This window comes from Kitasatospora sp. NPDC058170 (assembly GCF_042883905.1).
Classification (GTDB): Bacteria; Actinomycetota; Actinomycetes; order Streptomycetales; family Streptomycetaceae; genus Kitasatospora.
Window position 1 is genome coordinate 39,292 of sequence record NZ_JBHVUV010000040.1, and the last position, 17,870, is coordinate 57,161.

The following is a 17,870-nucleotide window of genomic DNA, read 5'->3' on the forward strand; positions in this document are numbered from 1 at the left end:
TACAGTCGAACCAGTTGCAGTTTTGGTTCCCATGAACGTTTGTGTGCGCCTGCTGGTTCCAACCAACAGGCGCATTTGTTTTGTCCGGTGTTTCAGTCTCCGGATGGGGATCGCGGCTACTTGGGGTCCACGAGGTGTGGGCCCTGATGCCCCAGTTTTAAGGAGACGGTTATGGCTACCGGCACCGTGAAGTGGTTCAACAGCGAAAAGGGCTTCGGCTTCATCGAGCAGGATGGTGGCGGCGCTGACGTGTTCGCCCACTACTCGAACATCGAGGCGCAGGGCTTCCGTGAGCTCGTCGAGGGCCAGAAGGTCGAGTTCGACGTCACGCAGGGCCAGAAGGGCCCGCAGGCCGAGCACATCCGCGTCATCTGAGTCCAGCTTCCGAGCTGACTCGCGATCTCGCGTAGCGAGGGCCCGTACCGCACGGTGCGGGCCCTCGTGCATGCCGCCGAACGGCCGGGGCGGCGACTCCATCCCCGACGGCCGACCAGCCCCGCACAGGGCTGCCCACCATCGGACGGAGACTCCGTGACCACCCCTGCCCGCTCGCCGCGTGAAGGCGACCGCACCACCGACCGCACCGCCCGCTCGCGCAAGCCGCGCACCGGCGGCGGCGCCCCGCGTACCGGCGGTGCCCCGCGCGCCTCCCGTGGCGGTGCCCCGCGCAACAGCGCCCCGCGCGCTGCCGCGCCCGCCGACTTCACCGTGGTCGAGGGCACCCCGGCCCGGCCCCCCGTGACGAGCTTCGCCGAGCTGGACCTGCCCAAGGGCATCCTGAGCGCGCTCACCCGCGAGGGCGTCACCGAGCCGTTCCCGATCCAGGGCGCCACCCTGCCCGACTCGATGGCCGGGCGCGACGTGCTCGGCCGCGGCCGCACCGGCTCCGGCAAGACCCTCGCCTTCGGCCTGCCGGTGCTCGCCCGCACCGCCGGCCGGCGCGCCGACTCCCGCCACCCGCTGGCGCTCGTCCTGGTGCCCACCCGCGAGCTGGCCCAGCAGGTCACCGAGGCCCTCACCCCGTACGCGACCGCCGTCAACCTGCGGATCGCCACCGTCGTCGGCGGGATGTCCATCACCCGGCAGGCCAACGCCGTCCGCCGTGGCGCCGAGGTGCTCGTCGCCACCCCGGGCCGGCTGGACGACCTGATCAACCGCGGTGACGTCCGGCTGTCCGACGTCGCCATCACGGTCCTCGACGAGGCCGACCAGATGGCCGACATGGGCTTCCTGCCGCAGGTCACCAAGCTGCTGGAGCAGGTCGCCGAGGGCGGGCAGCGGATGCTGTTCTCCGCCACCCTCGACCGCAACGTCGACCGCCTGGTCAAGCGCTTCCTGACCGACCCGGTGACCCACTCGGTCGACCCGTCCGCCGGCGCGGTCACCACGATGGACCACCACGTGCTGCAGCTGGAGGCGGCCGACAAGGCCTCCGCCACCGCGCACATCGCCTCCCGCGAGGGCCGGCTGATCATGTTCGTGCACACCAAGCACGGCGCCGACCGCCTCGCCAAGCAGCTGCTCGCCAACGGCGTGAAGGCGGCCGCGCTGCACGGCGGCAAGTCCCAGCCGCAGCGCAACCGGGTGCTCGACCAGTTCCGGGACGGCCTCGTCACCGCGCTGATCGCCACCAACGTCGCCGCCCGCGGCATCCACATCGACGGCCTCGACATGGTCGTCAACGTCGACCCGCCGATCGACCACAAGGACTACCTGCACCGCGGCGGCCGTACCGCCCGGGCCGGCGAGTCCGGCACGGTCGTCACCCTCGTCCTGCCCGAGCAGCGCCGCGAGGTCAACCGGCTGATGACGGTGGCCGGGATCCGGCCGACCACGACCAGGATCCGCCCCGGCGACGCCGAGCTCGCCCGGATCACCGGCGCCCGCACCCCCACCGGCACGCCGGTCACCGTGACCGTCGCGGCCGCCGCGCCGGCCCCGGAGGCCAAGCCCGCCGGGTCCTCGCCGCGCCGCCGGTCCGGCGGCAAGCGCTCCGGCCTGCCGAGCGACGTCGACATGAACGGCAACCCGCGCCGCCCGCGCCCCAAGCAGCGGATCGGCGGCGCCGCGGGCGGCGGCGGTGGCGCCCAGGGCGGCGGCTCCTCCCGCCAGGCGGCCGGCTTCATCGGCCGCTCCTCCGGGCGCGCCAAGCCGGGCTCCGGCGCCAAGTCCGGTTCCAACTACGGCACCGGCCGCCAGCGCCGCAACGCCGAGTGACCGGCTGAGCGACCGGCCGGCCGAGCGCCGGCCCAGGTGTGACGGCCCGGCTCCCCCTCGCAGGAGGGGGAGCCGGGCCGTCCGCATACCGGCGGGCGGAGTATCTCTTTCCGGTCGCATCGGACGAGGGACCCCGCGCCCGGTCGGACCGGGGGCCGGCGTTCGGTGCGCTGCTCGGACCCGGTCCGGCCTGGTCGCCGGCCGATCATGATCTGTGAACGGAGCGTTGGCGGATATCCGTCAACTGGTTGACGGTCCTCACACCTTCCCCAGAAGCTTTCACGCGTCCCGCACAACTGTCACACCGTCACAACGCGGTGGCAGGGCGCGGGCCCCGTGATCCCGTCTTCGGAAGGACCTTCCCGTGCGACGCTCCGCCGCAGTTCTGGCCACCACGCTGCTCGCCTCCGCCGCCGCGCTGACGGTACCCGCCACCAGCGCCCAGGCCGCGGGGGGCTGTTCCGCCTACCCCGCCGGCTGGAGCGCGATCGGCACCTGTACCGGTATCGACCCGCTGCAGACCTGGTGGGTCAGCGCCACCTGCCTGTACTGGAACTTCGACCACACGGTGCAGTTCTCCCGTCCGACCTTCAGCGGCACCGTGCTCGGCTCCGGCACGGCCTCCGCCTCGTGCGGCGTCAACGAGAACGTGATGTTCCCGAACATCGTGTTCGGCGCGAAGCTCCCGCCGGAGCCCGCCGGCCCGGTCGGCCGGATCACGGGCTACGCGAGCAAGTGCGTGGACGTGAAGGGCGCCAGCAGCGGCGACCGCACCCCCGTGCAGATCTACGACTGCAACGGCACCAACGCCCAGAACTGGAAGATCGCCACCGACGGCACCATCCGCGCCCTCGGCAAGTGCATGGACATCGACGGCGGCGGCATCAACAACGGCACCAAGGTCCAGCTCTACACCTGCAACGGCACCGGCGCCCAGCAGTGGCAGGTCCGCGCCGACGGGTCGATCCTCAACCCGCAGTCCGGCCGCTGCCTGGACGACCTGGGCTTCTCCACCGCCAACGGCAACCAGCTCGGCATCTGGGACTGCAACGGCGCGGCCAACCAGGTCTGGAGCGTTCCGGCCTGACGCGCACGGCAGCCGAACCGACCTGACCACCGTTCTCAAGAGGAGCCTTCCGATGCGCCGTAGCGCCGCCGTACTCGCCACCGCCCTGCTCGCCGGAGCCGCCGCACTCACCGCGCCGGCCGCCGGCGCCCAGACCGTGTCGGCCGCCAACACCCAGGCCGCCACAGGCTGTTCCGCCACCCTGTCGGGAGACAGAGTCGTCGGCAGCTGTTCGGGAATCGACCCCATGCAGACCTGGCGGGTCTCGGGCTGGTGCCAGGGCTGGGACGGCACCTCGCAGACCTGGCAGGGAACCACGAGCGGCTGGGTGACCGGCAACGGCACCACCAGCGCGCCGTGCTTCGGCATGTCGATGGCATCGTTCGGGCAGGTCGTGTTCGGCTCCCCGGTGCCGGCCGGCCCGGTCGGCCAGATCAGCGGCTACGCGAACAAGTGCGTGGACGTACGCGGCGGCAGCAACGCCAACGGCACCCCCGTCCAGATCTGGGACTGCCTCGGGAACAGCAGCCAGGCGTGGAAGATCGGCGCCGACGGCACCCTCCGCGCCCTCGGCAAGTGCCTGGACGTCAAGGGCGGCGGCACCGGCAACGCCACCGTGGTGCAGACCTACGACTGCAACGGCTCCGGCGCGCAGCAGTGGCAGGTCCGGGGCGACGGGTCGATCCTCAACCCGCAGTCCGGCCGCTGCCTGGACGACCTGGGCTTCTCCACCACCAACGGCAACCAGCTGGGCATCTGGGACTGCAACGGCTACGCCAACCAGGTCTGGCACCTGCCCGCCTGACGCACGACCGCGAGGTCAGACGGTCGCGGCGGCCGGGGCGAGCCTGCGCAGGCGCTCCCCGGTCTCCGCGTCCCGCGGCGAGAGGACCAGCAACTGCAGCCCGTCCGGGGCCCGCAGGACCAGCTGGTCGGTCCGCAGCAGTCCCACCTCCTCGTGCAGCAGGTCCTTCTCGGCGCCCGCCCGCTCCTGCACCCGGTGCTCGTCCAGCCAGTCCTCCGTCTCGGGGTACTCCTCCCGCACCCAGGCGATCAGCCGCGCCAGCCGCAGCCCCGCCGCGTCACCGTCGCAGCCGCGCTCCGCGTACGCGGACCGCAGCTCCCCGAGGAACCGGCGGGCGTGCAGCTCCCAGTCGACGGTCCTGGTCCGGTGGAGCCTGTTGCCGAACACCACCCGGACCAGGTTGCGGTCCTCCGGCGCGAGGCCGGCCAGCCCGAACAGCGCCTCGGCGCTCGGGTTCCACGCCCGCACGTCCCAGTCCGCGTCCGTGACGAAGGCCGGCGCGGGCCACTGCGCGTGCATCAGGCGCAGCAGGGGCGCCGGCACCTCGACCGGCACCTGCGCGCCGGACTCCCGGGGCTCGCTCCCGGCCAGCCGGAACAGGTACGCCGTCTCCGCCCGGTCCAGCCGCAGCGTGCGGGCCAGGCTGGTGAGCACCTCCGGGGACGGGTTGATGGCCCGCCCCTGTTCCAGCCAGGTGTACCAGGTCACCCCGACCCCGGCGAGCACGGCCAGTTCCTCCCGCCGCAGCCCCGGTGTACGCCGCCGCACCCCCGGTGCCATCCCGACGTCCTCCGGCGTCAGCCGGGCCCGCCGGCTGCGCAGAAAGCTCGACAGCGCCGTCCGGCGGACCTCCGTGTCGGTCATTCCCCCGTCCCTTCCTGGTAGTCGGACTGCCAGTATCCGCACGCACTGCCGCGTGCCGCCCCGCCCCGCGAGGCTGGAGCCCCGAGCGGATCGCTCGACCTCACAGGGGGATTCTCCAATGAACCGTCAGAACCACCAGAGCCCGCAGAACCATCCGGGCCGTCAGGACCGGTCGGGCCGCGCGACCCGCGCGACCCGCCGGGCCCTGCTCGCCGCGGCGGCGGCCGTCCTGCTCGGCACCGCCGGATCGCTGCCCGCCGTCGCTGCCGACGCGGGGTCCGCTGCCGGGACGGCGGCCCGGGCGGGCCGGGCCCCGGCCGTGATCGAGGGCCGCGCACCGCGGCTGACCCCGGAGGGGGTGAGCTGGGACCAGGCCCACCAGCGGTTCCTGGTCGGCTCGATGGAGCGCGGTACCGTCTCCGTCGTCCGCCCGGACGGCACCGTCCGCACCCTGGTCGACGACCCGGACGCCCTGGTGCAGGTCGCCGGCCTGCACGTGGACGCGGCCCGCGGACGCGTCCTGCTGGCCAACCTCGACAACGGGGTCGGCGCCCGCAGCACGCCCGCCACGACCGGCCGGACCGCCGGGGTCGGTGCGTACGACCTGGAGACCGGGCGCCGGATCTTCTACACCGACCTCGCGGCGGTCGCGGGCGACGGCGGCCGGCACGCGGCCAACGACGTGGCCTTCGGGCCGGACGGGACGGCGTACGTCACCGACTCGTTCGCGCCGGTCGTGTACCGGGTCGGGGTGGACGGCGCCGCCTCCGTGCTGGTCCGCGACGACCGGCTGGCACCCAAGCCCGGCGGTTACGGCCTCAACGGGATCGTCTACCGGGACGGCCGGCTGGTCATCGGCACCTGGGACGACGGGACGCTGTGGCAGCTCCCGGTCCACCGGCCCGAGGGCCTGCGCCGGATCGAGGTGCTCGGCGGCGGTGCGGCCGCACTGGTCCACCTCGACGGCCTGCTCGGCCGCCCGGACGGCGGGATCGCGGGGGTGACCAACAGCTTCGGCGGAGCGGGCCGTGACGCCGAGGTCGAGCTCCGCTCCGACGACCACTGGCGGACCGCCCGCCTCACCGCCGTCCGCCCCTCCGCGGACCCGATGCCCACCGCCGTCACCCCGGGGCCCGGCGGCAGCACCTACCAGCTCTCCGGCCGCGTCGACCTGCTCATCGCCGGCACCCCGGCCGACACCTTCACCCTGCGCAGGATCTGACCCGCCCGGGCCCGACCGGGTCCGCCCCCGCGGGGGCGGGCCCGGTCAGTCGGGGGAGGAAGGGCCTGCACCACACCGCGGCGGGGCGGGTCAGGCGGTCAGGGCCGGGGCTGTTGCGGCGGTCAGGCGGGCCTGGTCGTAGCGGGTCAGCAGGAGGCGGGCGAGCTCGGGGGCGGCGCCGAGGACGGGGGCGAGGAGGTCGGCGTCGCGGGCCGCGTCGGCGATGCGGTCGGGGAGGAGGCCGGGGGCCAGCAGGTAGGGGGCGACGGCGGCCCGGTCGACCGCCGGGTCGCGGCGCAGGGCGGCGACGGCGTCGGGCACCCGCGGTCCGGCGGCGGAGGCGTAGGCGACCTCGGCGGCGGCCCAGCCGCGGGTGCGGCGCCACTCGGCGGCGAGCGCCCGGGTGGCGGCGTCGGCGGCCGGGTCGGAGGAGCCGGCCGCGGCCAGCACCACACCGGTACGGGCCCGGACGGCGGGGGAGGAGACCTCCAGCCCGGCCTCGGCGAGGCGGCGGTCCAGTGCGGCGAGCAGCAGCGGGGAGGGCCCGAGCACGTCCGCGACCGGCAGGCCGGCGCCGGCCGCGCGCAGGGCGGCCGGGATGTCGTGCTTGGCGTGGAACGCCCGGTTGAGGAGCAGCGGCACGGCCACGGCGTCCCGGAGCCGGGAGACGACCTGCGGGATCCGCGGGGCGCAGTGGTCCAGGTACGCGGTGGCGGTGTCGAGCCCGGGCCGCAGTGCCCGGACCTCGTGGACCAGCGCCGCCACCGTCGCGGCGTGCCTCGGGTCCCGGCTGCCGTGGGCGATCAGCAGCAGGGCGGGGCCGCCCGCCGCCACCGGGGTGGCGGGGGCGGCGGACGGCCGGCGGAAGTGCATGGGAGGAGCCCTACCTGACGGCGGCCAGCAGGCCGCGGTTGCGCAGCACCCGGCGCTCGATCGGGGTGAACACCAGCAGTTCGATGGCGATCCCGACGAACAGGATGAGGATGATGCCGAGCAGCACGCCGGCCATGTCGGAGAACTCGCGCTGGTTCTCCAGGTACCGGCCCAGGCCCAGGCCCAGGTCGGGGGAGGAGGCGACCAGCTCGGCGGCCATCAGCGAGCGCCAGGAGAACGCCCAGCCCTGCTTGAGGCCGGCCAGGTAGCCGGGCAGCGCGGCCGGCAGCAGGATATGCCGGGCACCGGCCAGGCCGGTGGCGCCGATGGTCCGCCCGGCGCGCAGGAACAGCGGCGGCACCTGGTCGATGCCGGCCACCAGGCCGTTGGCGATGGACGGGACGGCGCCGAGCAGGATCACCGCGTACATCATCTGGTCGTTGATGCCGAGCCAGATGACGGCGGCCGGCACCCAGGCGACCGAGGGCAGCGACTGCAGACCGGACAGCACCGGTCCGAGCGCGGCCCGCACCGGCTTGACCCGGGAGACCACCAGGCCGATCGGGGTGCCGATGACGACGGCTATCAGGAAGCCGGACAGGCCGCGCCAGACGCTGGTCCAGATGATCGAGAACAGCGTGCCGGCGCTCCACAGGTCCCCGGCGGCGCTCCAGACGTCGGCCGGGCTGGGCAGCTTGTAGGCGGTGGTGACGTGCAGGCTGTAGGCGCCCTGCCAGACGGCGAGCACCAGCAGCACGCCGAGCAGCGGCGGCAGCGCCTTCTGGCGGAACACCTCGCCGTAGGAGCTGCGCTGTGCCGAGACGGACTCCAGCGCGTCCAGGCCCGCTCCGACGTCGGCCGAGTCGGTGCCGGCGGCGGGGCGCTTGTCCATCACCGGGGTGGTGTCAGTGCTGGCCATGGCGGCGGATCTCCCCACGCAGTTCTTCGGTGATCTCGATGGACAGGTCGGCGACGCCGGCGGACTCGATGCGGCGCGGCTGCGGCAGGTCGATCCGCCACTCGCGGGCGACCCGGCCGGGGCGGGAGGAGAGCAGGACGACGCGCTGGGCGAGCCGGACGGCCTCGCGCACGTTGTGGGTGACGAACAGGACGGTGAGCTTGCGCTCGGCCCAGATCCGGGTGATCTCGTCGTGCAGGACGTCCCGGGTGATGGCGTCGAGCGCGGCGAACGGCTCGTCCATCAGCAGCACCGAGCCGCCCTGGGCGAGTGCCCGGGCCATCGCGACGCGCTGGCGCATACCGCCGGACAGCTCGTGCACGCGCTTGCCGTAGGAGCCCTGGAGGCGGACGAGTTCGAGCAGCCGCTCGGCCTCGGCCTTCCGCTCGGGGCGGGCCACGCCGCTGAGCCGCAGGGCGAGTTCGATGTTCTTGCCGGCCGTGAGCCAGGGGAACAGCGCGTGCTCCTGGAACATCAGCGCGGGGCGACCCCCGGTCACCTCGATCGAGCCCGCGGTGGGCTGGTCGAGGCCGGCGACCAGGTTGAGCAGGGTGGACTTACCGCAGCCCGAGGCGCCGAGCAGGGTGACGAACTCGCCCGGTGCGACATCGAGGGTGATGTCGTCCAGGACGGGGGTCGCCGAGCCGGGGCGGCCGAAGGACTTGTGCACGTGCGAGATCCGGACGGCGGGCGTGCCGCCGCGGGCGTCGACGCCGACGGCGTCTTCCGAGGTGGTCAGTGCCGGGGTCATCCGGGCACCTCCTGCATCTGGGAGCACCTCCCGGCCCGGGGCCGGGGGCGGTCATGGGTCCTCCGGCCGGTCGGGGCAGGGAGGGGTGGCGAAGTGGGGCCGGGGTCCGGCCCCGCCCGCCCCGTGCTCGGGGCATCGATTGGGCATCGACAGGGCGGGCGGGGGGCCGGACCGCGGAGCTTGGGCGCGGCTACGCGGTGGTGCGGGGTGCTACTTGGTGCCGAGTCCGGCGTCCGCCACAGCGCTCTGACCCTTGGCCTTGAGAACCTTGTTGAGCAGGGTCAGGTCGTAGATCCCGTTCAGGTTCGGCTTCTTGAGCAGGCCCGCGGTCACCGCGTTGTCGGCCTCCGCCTGCAGGGTGTTGGCCAGCGGGTCGTCGAGGAAGTCGATGTCCTGCCAGGCCGGGTCGAGGACGGCGGGCTCCAGGGCGTTGCCGGCCTCCTTCTTGATGGCCTCGTTGGCGTCGGCCTTGGCCTTGTCCGGGTTGGCCTTGATGAAGGCGTTGGTGTTCACCGAGCCGCGCAGGACGGCCTCCACCACGTCGGGGTGCGCGCTGAGGAACTTCTGCGACACGATGATGTTGGTGATCACGAACTTCTTGTCCGGCCAGACGTCCTTCTCGTTGAGCAGGACCTTCGCGCCGAGGGTCACCAGCTTGGACGCGGTGGGCTCGGGCACCCAGGCGCCGTCGATCGAGCCCTGCTTGTAGGCGTCCGGGGTGACCTTGTTGTCGGTGCGGACCACCGAGACGTCGCCGGCGCCGGACTGCGCGTCCACCTTGTAGCCCTTGCCGGCCAGGTAGTTGAGCAGCGCCACGTCCTGGGTGTTGCCCAGCTGCGGGGTGGCGATCTTCTTGCCCTTGAGGTCGTCCAGCGAGCCGATCTTGTCGGGGTTGACCACGAGCTTGACACCGCCGGAGGCCGAACCGCTGACGATCCTCAGCGACTTGCCCTCGGACTTGGTGAAGCCGTTGATCGCTGGGGAGGGGCCGATCCAGCCGATGTCGATCGAGTCGGCGTTCAGCGCCTCGATCTCCGCCGGGCCCGCGTTGAAGACCTGGCTCTTGATCTGGGTGGCGCCCAGCTCCTTCTGGAAGAGGCCCTCCTGGAGCCCGACCAGCGGGGTGCCGTGGGTCAGGTTGGCGAAGTAGCCGATCCTGACGGTGTCGGCGGAGAGCTTCGCGCCGGAGGCGGAATCACCGGCCGGGGCCGCGGTGTTGGTCTTCTTGTCGTCGTTCTTCGAACCGTAGCCGCAGGCCGAGAGCAGGGCCACGGCGGTGAGGCCGGCGACGGCGGCCGCGGCGGAGCGTCTGATCCGACCGGAGGCCGGGCGTGCGGGTGTATGCGGCGCGGGGCTGTGCGGCAGTGCCTGGTTCGATGCCATGGTGGAGTCCTGTTCGCGGACGGACCGTCAGGAGGCGGCCTCGGGGCGGAAGTCGGTCGGTTCGTGCGTGCGGCACCGGGGGGTGCCGGGCAAGCCGGGTCGGCGTGCTGCGCCAGTGGGGTGGGACAGCGGCCGGCCCGGTGACAGGGCGTTCTCAGCCCTGTCGGCCCACACATCGCGTCAGGCCGCCCTGGCCGCTGCCGAGGACGCCGCTGCCGATGCGGCCGCCTTCCTTGTCCATGCCCGAGAACGCCTCGCTGGGCATCAGACCCAGTCCTCCTCGTCGGATGGTGCGTCGGGTGCGTCGGTACCGGGTACCGACGCGAAGGCCTCGCCCGCCATACCGGCGGTGAGGGTGGTGCCGTCGGCCGGGTCGATCAGCAGGAACGAACCGGTCCGGCGGTTGGCGGAGTAGTCGTCGAGCGAGAGCGGCTCGGCGGTGCGCAGCACCACGTGGCCGATGTCGTTGACGCTCAACCCCTCGGCGCCGGAGCGCTGTTCGAGGGTGTCGATGTCGATCCGGTAGGAGATCTCCTTGACCAGCGCCCGGACCGTGCGGGTGGTGTGCTTGAGCAGCACCTTGTCGCCGGTGCGCAGCGGGCGCTCGTGCAGGTGGCAGACGGTCGCGGTGACGTCCTTGACGGGCGTCGGGGCGGGGCCGGCCGCGATCAGGTCGCCGCGGGAGATGTCGATGTCCTCGGCGAGGCGGACGGTGATCGACTGGGGGGCCCAGGCGATGTCGGTCTCCCTGCCGAGCGCGTCGATCCCGGCGACGGTGGTGGTGTGGCCGGAGGGCAGTACCGTCACCCGGTCGCCGACGCGCAGCACGCCGGAGGCCAACTGCCCGGCGTAGCCGCGGTAGTCGGGGTGCTCCTCGGTCTGCGGGCGGATCACGTACTGGACCGGGAAGCGGGCCGGCTCCTCGCTCGGGTCGCCGACGACGGCCACCGTCTCCAGGTGCTCCAGCAGCGTCGGGCCGCCGTACCAGTCCATGTGGGCGGAGGGCTCGACCACGTTGTCCCCGGCGAGTGCGGAGATCGGGATCGCGACCACGTCCTTGACGCCGAGCGAGGCGGCGTAGGCGGTGAACTCCTCGGCGATGGCGGCGAAGACGGGCTCCGCGTACTCGGTGAGGTCCATCTTGTTGACGGCCAGCACGACGTGCGGCACGCGCAGCAGCGCGGCGACGGCGGCGTGCCGACGGGTCTGCTCGACCACGCCGTTGCGGGCGTCGACCAGCACCACGGCGAGTTCGGCGGTGGAGGCGCCGGTCACCATGTTGCGGGTGTACTGCACGTGCCCGGGGGTGTCGGCGAGGATGAACCGCCGCCGCGGGGTGGCGAAGTAGCGGTACGCGACGTCGATGGTGATGCCCTGCTCGCGCTCGGCGCGCAGGCCGTCGGTGAGCAGTGCGAGGTCGGGCGCGTCCTGGCCGCGGCTCAGGGAGGCGCGCTCGACGGCCTCCAGCTGGTCGACCAGCACCGACTTGGAGTCGTGCAGCAGGCGGCCGACCAGGGTGGACTTGCCGTCGTCGACGGAGCCGGCGGTGGCGAAGCGCAGCAGGGAGGTGGCGCTGGTCTCGGTGGTGGTGCTCATTTAGAAGTATCCCTCGCGCTTGCGGTCTTCCATCGCGGCCTCGGAGAGCTTGTCGTCGGCCCGGGTGGCGCCGCGCTCGGTGAGGCGGCTGGCGGCGATCTCGGCGATGACGTCGGCGATGGTCACCGCGTCGGAGTCGACGGCCCCGGTGCAGGACATGTCGCCGACCGTGCGGTAGCGGATCAGGCGCCGCTCGACCGGCTCGTTCGCCTTGGGGCCGCCCCACTCGCCGGCGGTCAGCCACATGCCGCTGCGGGAGAAGACGTCGCGCTCGTGGGCGTAGTAGATCTCCGGCAGCTCGATGCCCTCGCGCTCGATGTACTGCCAGACGTCCAGCTCGGTCCAGTTGGAGAGCGGGAAGACGCGCACGTGCTCGCCGACGGCGTGCCGGCCGTTGTAGAGCGACCACAGCTCGGGGCGCTGGCGGCGCGGGTCCCAGGCGCCGAACTCGTCGCGCAGGGAGAAGACGCGCTCCTTGGCGCGGGCCTTCTCCTCGTCGCGGCGGCCGCCGCCGAAGACGGCGTCGAAGCGGCCCTTCTCGATGGCGTCCAGCAGCGGCACGGTCTGCAGCGGGTTGCGGGTGCCGTCGGGGCGCTCGCGCAGCCGGCCGTCGTCGATGAAGTCCTGGACGTGGGCGACGTGCAGGCGCAGGTTGTGCTCGGCCGCGACGCGGTCGCGGTAGGCGATCACCTCGGGGAAGTTGTGGCCGGTGTCGACGTGCAGCAGCGAGAACGGGATGGCGGCTGGCCGGAAGGCCTTGAGCGCCAGGTGCAGCATGACGATGGAGTCCTTGCCGCCCGAGAACAGGATCACCGGGCGTTCGAACTCCCCCGCGACCTCGCGGAAGATGTGCACCGACTCGGCCTCCAGCGCGTCCAGGTGGGACAGCGCGAAGGGCCCCCGTGCACCGTGGCCGGGGTCGTCGGTGTGGACCAGGCTGTCGGTCGCGGTGGTCACGCGAGGCCCCTCTCGGTCAGGAAGGCGTGGAGTTCGGCGGCGCTCTCGGCCACCTCGCGGCCCTGGGTCTGCAGGCGCAGCTCCGGGTCCGCGGGGGCCTCGTACGGGTCGTCGACACCGGTCAGGCCGGAGATCTCACCGGCCGCCTGCTTGGCGTACAGGCCCTTGACGTCGCGCTCGGCGCAGAGCTCGACGGGGGTGGCGACGTGGATCTCCAGGAACTCGGTGCCGTGGGCGGCGTGCCGCTCGCGGACGGCGGTGCGGGAGTCCGCGTACGGGGCGATCACCGGGGCGAGCACCTTGACGCCGTTGGCGGCGAGCTTCTCGGCGACGAAGCCGATCCGGGTCACGTTGGTGTGCCGGTCCTCGCGGGTGAAGCCGAGGCCCTTGGAGAGGAACTCGCGGATCTCGTCGCCGTCCAGGACCTCGACCCGGTGGCCCTCGGCGCGCAGCCGCTCGGCCAGCGCGAAGGCGAGCGTGGTCTTGCCGGCGCTCGGCAGCCCGGTCAGCCACACGGTGGCGCCGCGCTCGCAGGGGGCGGCCGAGGGGGCCGCCTCTGCGGCTCCGTCGGCGGCCAGGGTGGTGGCTGTGCTCACGGTGAAGTCTCCAGACGGGTGTTGACGGTGGATCAGAGGTGTATGCCGCACTCGGTCTTGCCGGAGCCGGACCAGCGGCCGGCCCGGGCGTCCTCGCCCTCGGCGGGCTTGCGGGTGCACGACAGCGGCGAGCAGCCGACCGAGGTGTAGCCCTCCCACAGCAGCGGGTTGAGCAGGACCCCGTTGGCGTTGACGTAGGCGTCCACGTCCTCCTGGGTCCAGCGGGCGATCGGGGCGATCTTGACCTTGCGGCGCTTGGCGTCCCAGGCGACCACCGGGGTGCCGGCCCGGGTGGGGGACTCGTCGCGGCGCAGCCCGGTCGCCCAGGCGTCGTAGCCGCCGAGGCCGCGGTTGAGCGGCTCGACCTTCCGCAGCGAGCAGCACAGGTCCGGGTCCCGGTCGTGCAGGTGGGGCCCGTACTGGGCGTCCTGCTCGGCCACGGTCTGCAGCGGCTTGAGGGTGATGACGTTGACCGGCATCACCGCCGCCACCGCGTCCCGGGTGCCGATGGTCTCGGGGAAGTGGTACCCGGTGTCGAGGAACACCACGTCCACCCCGGGGAGGGCGGCGGAGGCCAGGTGGGCCACGACCGCGTCCTCCATGGAGGAGGTGACGCAGAACCGCTTGCCGAAGGTGTCGGCCGCCCAGGCCAGGATCTCCTGGGCGGTGGCCTCCTCCAGCTCGCGGGCGGCCCGCTCGGCGATCGCCTGGTGGTCAGCCGTCGTGCTGGTCATGCGCCTTACCCCCGTTGGTCGGCGACAGCAGTCCGAGGAACTTCAACTGGAAGGCCCTGCGGCACCCGTGGCATTCCCAGGCGCCGTGTCCGGCCTCGGACGGGCGCAGGTCCTCGTCCCCGCAGTACGGGCAGAAGAACGGTGCTGCACGCTCACTCATGACAGCTGCTCCTCGCTGGCCCGGGCCGCCCACTGGGCGAAGCGCTCGCCCTCGGTACGGCCGGCCTGGTAGCGGGTCAGGACTCGCTCGACGTAGTCCGGCAGGCCGTCCTTGGTGACCTTGAGTCCGCGGACCTTGCGGCCGAAGCCGGCCTCCAGGCCCAGGGCGCCGCCCAGGTGCACCTGGTAGCCCTCGACCTGCTCGCCGTTGTCGTCCGTGACCAGCTGGCCCTTGAGGCCGATGTCGGCGACCTGGATGCGGGCGCAGGCGTTCGGGCAGCCGTTGATGTTGATGGTCAGCGGCTCCTCGAAGTCGGGGAGGCGCTTCTCCAGCTCGTCGATGAGCGTGCGGCCGCGCTCCTTGGTCTCGACGATGGCGAGCTTGCAGTACTCGATGCCGGTGCAGGCCATGGTGCCGCGCCGGAACGGGGACGGGGTGACCCGCAGGTCCAGTGCCTCCAGGCCGGCCACCAGCGACTCGACCCGGTCCTCGGCGATGTCGAGGACGATCATCTTCTGCTCGGCGGTGGTGCGCAGCCGGTCGCTGCCGTGGGCGGCGGCGAGGTCGGCGATCTGCCCGAGCAGTCTGCCGTCGACGCGGCCGACGCGCGGCGCGAAGCCGACGTAGTACGCGCCGTCCTTCTGCCGGTGCACGCCGACGTGGTCGCGCCAGCGGCCGCTGGGCTCCGCGGGGGCCGGGCCGTCGATCAGCTGGTACTTGAGGTACTCGTCCTCCAGCACCTGGCGGAACTTCTCCACGCCCCAGTCGGCGACCAGGAACTTCAGCCGGGCGCGGTTGCGCAGCCGGCGGTAGCCGTAGTCGCGGAAGATGCCGATGACGCCGCCGTAGACGTCCGCGACCTCGTCCAGCGGGACCCAGGCGTTCAGGCGCACGCCGAGCTTGGGGTTGGTGGAGAGGCCGCCGCCGACCCAGAGGTCGAAGCCCGGGCCGTGCTCGGGGTGGACGACGCCGACGAAGGCGATGTCGTTGATCTCGTGGGCGACGTCCAGCAGCGGGGAGCCGGAGACGGCGGACTTGAACTTGCGCGGCAGGTTGGAGAAGTCCTTGTTGCCGATGAAGCGGCGCTGGATCTCCTCGATGGCGGAGGTGCCGTCGATGATCTCGTCCTCGGCGATGCCGGCCACCGGCGAGCCGAGGATGACGCGCGGGGTGTCGCCGCAGGCCTCGGTGGTGGACAGGCCGACGGCCTCCAGCTTCTGCCAGATCGCCGGGACGTCCTCGATCCGGATCCAGTGGTACTGGACGTTCTGCCGGTCGGTCAGGTCGGCGGTGTTGCGGCCGTACAGCTCGGAGACCTCGGCGATCGCCTTGAGCTGGGCGACCGTCAGCCGGCCGCCGTCGATGCGGACGCGGAGCATGAAGTACTCGGCGTCCAGCTCGTGCGGGTCCAGGATCGCGGTCTTGCCGCCGTCGATGCCCTCCTTGCGCTGGGTGTACAGACCCCACCAGCGCATCCGGCCGCGCAGGTCGGCCGGGTCGATCGAGTCGAAGCCGCGGTGCGCGTAGATCGTCTCAATGCGTGTCCGCACGTTGAGACCGTCGTCGTCCTTCTTGAACTGCTCGTTGGCGTTCAGAGGGGTGAAGTGGCCCATGCCCCACTGGCCCTCGCCGCGGTGCCGGGTCGCCTTGCGGGCCGGCGCGGGGCGCTGCGCGGCTGCGCGGTCGGCCGTGGGCTCGGCGGTCTCGGGGGAGGTGGCCATGGTGAAGTCCTTCGGGGCAGGTGGCTCTGGCGCCGGGTTGGTCGCTGGGCGTGCTCGACGGGTACGGTGCTGCTGTGACCTGCTGGTTTGTCAGGGCCGGGAGAGCAGACCGGGGCCGGGCGGGCGCCTGCGCATCCGCGTCAGCGGGGATGGCCGGGGTGGTGGCGCCGGGTGCGGTGGGTGGCAGCGGGGTGGGGCTCAGATCACCGGACACATGGCGCTGGACACGCGAAGCAGATCGACGTGGAGTCGACCAACTAGGGTGGTTCCGGCGCTAGGCATGGCAAGAGATTCGCACGGCGCACGACTCGCGGTCCACTAACGTCCGTATTCTGGACGTAAAGGTTTCGCATGGCGAGATGCCGGAGCGTTCCCGCCGCTCGTCGGATCGGACCCCCTGCGGCAGGCCGCGACACGGGAGATCAGTGGACCGGTCCCGGCCCGATACCGTTAGCCCTGTGCAACCAGCAGGCGAAACGACGAGTCCCAGCCCCGAGCGGTCCTCCCGACGTCGGGGCCGGGGTTCCCGGCGCGCGGTCAAGCAGGTCACCTGGCGCAGTACGGCCTGGGCGCTGGTCAAGGACACCACCAACACCTGTGTCGAGTACCGGGTCACCGGCCTCGCCGCCGAGGCGGCGTTCTTCACCCTGCTCTCGATCCCGCCGCTGCTGCTCTGCCTCGCCGCCACGCTCGGGTACCTGGACGAGTTCCTCGGGGCCGGGACGATCGACCAGCTCAAGTCGGACATCGTCTCGGCAGCCGGGACGGTGCTCTCGCAGTCGTCCATCCAGGACGTGGTGGTGCCGCTGCTCAACGACGTCTTCGACCACACCCGGCCCGACCTGATCTCGATCGGCTTCCTGCTGTCGCTGTGGTCCGGCTCGCGCGCGCTCTACATCTTCATCGACACCATCACCGTGATGTACGGACTCGACGGCAAGCGCGGCATCGTCAAGACCCGGCTGATGTCGCTCGGCCTCTACCTCGGCGCGCTGGTGATCGGCTCGCTGGTGCTGCCGCTGCTGCTGGCCGGGCCGGGGCTGGTGCTGAACGCGCTGCCCGGGGTGGCGACGCTGGTGAACGCCGTCTACTGGCCGTTCGCCATCCTGCTGCTGATCGTCTCGCTGACCACGCTCTACCACCTCGCCGTGCCCGTCTCCACGCCGTGGCGCGAGGACATCCCCGGCGCGCTGGTCGCCCTGGTGGTCCTGGTCTTCTGCAGTGTGGCCCTGCGGCTCTACCTGGTCAGCTCGGTCGAGGGCCACTCGGTGTACGGGTCGCTGGCCGCGCCGGTCGCCGTGCTGCTGTGGATCTTCGTGGTCGCGATCGCGGTACTGATCGGCGCCGCGATGAACGCCGCCATAGACCGCCGCTGGCCCACCCTGGAGACCGCCGACGCCCGCGCCGAGAACGAGCGGGCCCAGGAGGAGGCGGCCGCGGCGGTGGTCCGCGAGGTCGCCGCCCGGCGCGCCGTCGAGCGGGCCCGGCGGGCGCGCGAGCTCGGCCTGGCCGAGGGCGCGGAGGAGGAGTACCACGAGGAGGAGGGCGAGGACGTCGACGTCCCCTCGGAGTACCCCGAGCGCTGGGCCGACGTGCTGGCCGCCGACAACGTCCGCGGCCGCCTCACCACCCGGGGCGGTCCGCACCACCGGCCCGCCCCGCCCCCGCCGGACAGCGACCGCCCGACCGTGCCGCCGCCCGACTACCACGTGCCCGACTACCCGGTGCCGGGCCACCCGCCGCGGCCGCCGTGGGACCAGCAGTAACGGTCCGTCCGGACGCGGGGCCGAGGCGGGGGCGGGCGGGGTGCGTCCGACCGGGTCGGGGCGGCCGGGTGGGGCGGCGGAGCCGCAGGTGAAAAACCTGTTGGCAGCCCCGGAGGCGCCCGCTACGGTGTGAACAGTTCGGTTCGGGGGCCGCTTTGCGGCCCAGGAGAGAAGCAGGAGGTGAGCCTCGTGGCTGTCACT

The 17,870-nt window shown here is 72.8% G+C and carries 18 protein-coding genes; 6 read left to right on the top strand and 12 right to left on the bottom strand.

The genetic code is table 11. From position 1 onward, the window contains the following. The first annotated feature begins 171 nt into the window (after window positions 1-171). The 4 genes from ACFVVX_RS33625 (at window position 172) to ACFVVX_RS33640 (ending at window position 4,088) form a co-directional block, all read left to right on the top strand. Window positions 172-375, top strand: a complete 204-nt coding sequence (locus ACFVVX_RS33625; protein WP_363609217.1) for a cold-shock protein — start codon at window positions 172-174, stop codon at window positions 373-375. 156 nt (window positions 376-531) lie between these two features. Then, on the top strand, window positions 532-2,217 hold the full coding sequence (locus ACFVVX_RS33630) for a DEAD/DEAH box helicase (protein WP_387951302.1): 1,686 nt from the start codon (window positions 532-534) through the stop codon (window positions 2,215-2,217). Window positions 2,218-2,581: 364 nt separating this feature from the next. Continuing rightward, window positions 2,582-3,304 (top strand): ricin-type beta-trefoil lectin domain protein, encoded by a 723-nt coding sequence (locus ACFVVX_RS33635; RefSeq protein WP_387951304.1) that lies wholly within the window; start codon window positions 2,582-2,584, stop codon window positions 3,302-3,304. A gap of 52 nt (window positions 3,305-3,356) precedes the next feature. Further along, entirely contained in the window at window positions 3,357-4,088 is a 732-nt protein-coding gene (locus tag ACFVVX_RS33640) for a ricin-type beta-trefoil lectin domain protein (RefSeq protein WP_387951305.1), read from the top strand. Window positions 4,089-4,103: 15 nt separating this feature from the next. Here ACFVVX_RS33640 and ACFVVX_RS33645 read toward each other — a convergent pair whose 3' ends face one another. Next, window positions 4,104-4,952 (bottom strand): helix-turn-helix transcriptional regulator, encoded by an 849-nt coding sequence (locus tag ACFVVX_RS33645; RefSeq protein WP_387951307.1) that lies wholly within the window; start codon window positions 4,950-4,952, stop codon window positions 4,104-4,106. 118 nt (window positions 4,953-5,070) lie between these two features. On the opposite strand from ACFVVX_RS33645, the gene ACFVVX_RS33650 reads away from it, so the two are divergent. Beyond that, on the top strand, window positions 5,071-6,174 hold the full coding sequence (locus tag ACFVVX_RS33650) for a gluconolaconase (RefSeq protein ID WP_387951309.1): 1,104 nt from the start codon (window positions 5,071-5,073) through the stop codon (window positions 6,172-6,174). A gap of 90 nt (window positions 6,175-6,264) precedes the next feature. On the opposite strand, the gene ACFVVX_RS33655 is transcribed toward ACFVVX_RS33650, so the two are convergent. From ACFVVX_RS33655 to ACFVVX_RS33705, 11 genes are all read right to left on the bottom strand, one after another. Beyond that, complete coding sequence (locus ACFVVX_RS33655; protein ID WP_387951311.1) at window positions 6,265-7,047, bottom strand: sirohydrochlorin chelatase; 783 nt, start codon at window positions 7,045-7,047, stop codon at window positions 6,265-6,267. 10 nt (window positions 7,048-7,057) lie between these two features. Further along, window positions 7,058-7,966, bottom strand: a complete 909-nt coding sequence (locus tag ACFVVX_RS33660; RefSeq protein ID WP_387951313.1) for an ABC transporter permease — start codon at window positions 7,964-7,966, stop codon at window positions 7,058-7,060. Beyond that, entirely contained in the window at window positions 7,953-8,756 is an 804-nt protein-coding gene (locus tag ACFVVX_RS33665; protein WP_387951315.1) for an ABC transporter ATP-binding protein, read from the bottom strand. Before ACFVVX_RS33665 ends, ACFVVX_RS33660 begins: the two co-directional genes overlap by 14 nt. Window positions 8,757-8,966: 210 nt before the next feature. Further along, on the bottom strand, window positions 8,967-10,139 hold the full coding sequence (locus ACFVVX_RS33670) for an aliphatic sulfonate ABC transporter substrate-binding protein (RefSeq protein ID WP_387951317.1): 1,173 nt from the start codon (window positions 10,137-10,139) through the stop codon (window positions 8,967-8,969). Window positions 10,140-10,403: 264 nt separating this feature from the next. Beyond that, window positions 10,404-11,735, bottom strand: a complete 1,332-nt coding sequence (locus ACFVVX_RS33675; protein ID WP_387951319.1) for a sulfate adenylyltransferase subunit 1 — start codon at window positions 11,733-11,735, stop codon at window positions 10,404-10,406. Next, a complete protein-coding gene (cysD, locus tag ACFVVX_RS33680) occupies window positions 11,736-12,671 on the bottom strand; it encodes a sulfate adenylyltransferase subunit CysD (protein ID WP_387951351.1) in 936 nt (311 codons plus the stop codon). A 17-nt stretch (window positions 12,672-12,688) separates the two neighbouring features. Next, the gene (gene cysC / locus ACFVVX_RS33685; RefSeq protein ID WP_387951352.1) at window positions 12,689-13,270 is read right to left on the bottom strand and encodes an adenylyl-sulfate kinase; all 582 of its coding nucleotides are present in this window, start codon (window positions 13,268-13,270) and stop codon (window positions 12,689-12,691) included. A gap of 50 nt (window positions 13,271-13,320) precedes the next feature. After that, window positions 13,321-14,022: a phosphoadenylyl-sulfate reductase gene (locus ACFVVX_RS33690; RefSeq protein WP_387951321.1), complete on the bottom strand. Its 702-nt coding sequence runs from the start codon at window positions 14,020-14,022 to the stop codon at window positions 13,321-13,323. Beyond that, window positions 14,003-14,182, bottom strand: coding sequence for a hypothetical protein (locus tag ACFVVX_RS33695; RefSeq protein ID WP_387951322.1), 180 nt, complete (start codon window positions 14,180-14,182; stop codon window positions 14,003-14,005). Before ACFVVX_RS33695 ends, ACFVVX_RS33690 begins: the two co-directional genes overlap by 20 nt. Then, the gene (locus ACFVVX_RS33700) at window positions 14,179-15,903 is read right to left on the bottom strand and encodes a nitrite/sulfite reductase (protein WP_387951324.1); all 1,725 of its coding nucleotides are present in this window, start codon (window positions 15,901-15,903) and stop codon (window positions 14,179-14,181) included. Before ACFVVX_RS33700 ends, ACFVVX_RS33695 begins: the two co-directional genes overlap by 4 nt. 198 nt (window positions 15,904-16,101) lie before the next feature. Further along, complete coding sequence (locus ACFVVX_RS33705) at window positions 16,102-16,185, bottom strand: putative leader peptide (RefSeq protein ID WP_353963037.1); 84 nt, start codon at window positions 16,183-16,185, stop codon at window positions 16,102-16,104. Between the two features lie 176 nt (window positions 16,186-16,361). On the opposite strand from ACFVVX_RS33705, the gene ACFVVX_RS33710 reads away from it, so the two are divergent. Beyond that, window positions 16,362-17,669 (top strand): YihY/virulence factor BrkB family protein, encoded by a 1,308-nt coding sequence (locus ACFVVX_RS33710; RefSeq protein ID WP_387951326.1) that lies wholly within the window; start codon window positions 16,362-16,364, stop codon window positions 17,667-17,669. Window positions 17,670-17,870 lie beyond the last annotated feature (201 nt).

What these genes read in the sequence shown, in the direction of transcription:
- ACFVVX_RS33705 (WP_353963037.1), bottom strand. Translation starts at nt 16,185, where the DNA reads ATGCCTAGCGCCGGAACCACCCTAGTTGGTCGACTCCACGTCGATCTG.
- ACFVVX_RS33665 (WP_387951315.1), bottom strand. Translation starts at nt 8,756, where the DNA reads ATGACCCCGGCACTGACCACCTCGGAAGACGCCGTCGGCGTCGACGCC.
- ACFVVX_RS33645 (WP_387951307.1), bottom strand. Translation starts at nt 4,952, where the DNA reads ATGACCGACACGGAGGTCCGCCGGACGGCGCTGTCGAGCTTTCTGCGC.
- ACFVVX_RS33670 (WP_387951317.1), bottom strand. Translation starts at nt 10,139, where the DNA reads ATGGCATCGAACCAGGCACTGCCGCACAGCCCCGCGCCGCATACACCC.
- ACFVVX_RS33700 (WP_387951324.1), bottom strand. Translation starts at nt 15,903, where the DNA reads ATGGCCACCTCCCCCGAGACCGCCGAGCCCACGGCCGACCGCGCAGCC.
- ACFVVX_RS33675 (WP_387951319.1), bottom strand. Translation starts at nt 11,735, where the DNA reads ATGAGCACCACCACCGAGACCAGCGCCACCTCCCTGCTGCGCTTCGCC.
- ACFVVX_RS33640 (WP_387951305.1), top strand. Translation starts at nt 3,357, where the DNA reads ATGCGCCGTAGCGCCGCCGTACTCGCCACCGCCCTGCTCGCCGGAGCC.
- ACFVVX_RS33660 (WP_387951313.1), bottom strand. Translation starts at nt 7,966, where the DNA reads ATGGCCAGCACTGACACCACCCCGGTGATGGACAAGCGCCCCGCCGCC.
- ACFVVX_RS33695 (WP_387951322.1), bottom strand. Translation starts at nt 14,182, where the DNA reads ATGAGTGAGCGTGCAGCACCGTTCTTCTGCCCGTACTGCGGGGACGAG.
- ACFVVX_RS33655 (WP_387951311.1), bottom strand. Translation starts at nt 7,047, where the DNA reads ATGCACTTCCGCCGGCCGTCCGCCGCCCCCGCCACCCCGGTGGCGGCG.
- ACFVVX_RS33690 (WP_387951321.1), bottom strand. Translation starts at nt 14,022, where the DNA reads ATGACCAGCACGACGGCTGACCACCAGGCGATCGCCGAGCGGGCCGCC.
- ACFVVX_RS33625 (WP_363609217.1), top strand. Translation starts at nt 172, where the DNA reads ATGGCTACCGGCACCGTGAAGTGGTTCAACAGCGAAAAGGGCTTCGGC.
- ACFVVX_RS33650 (WP_387951309.1), top strand. Translation starts at nt 5,071, where the DNA reads ATGAACCGTCAGAACCACCAGAGCCCGCAGAACCATCCGGGCCGTCAG.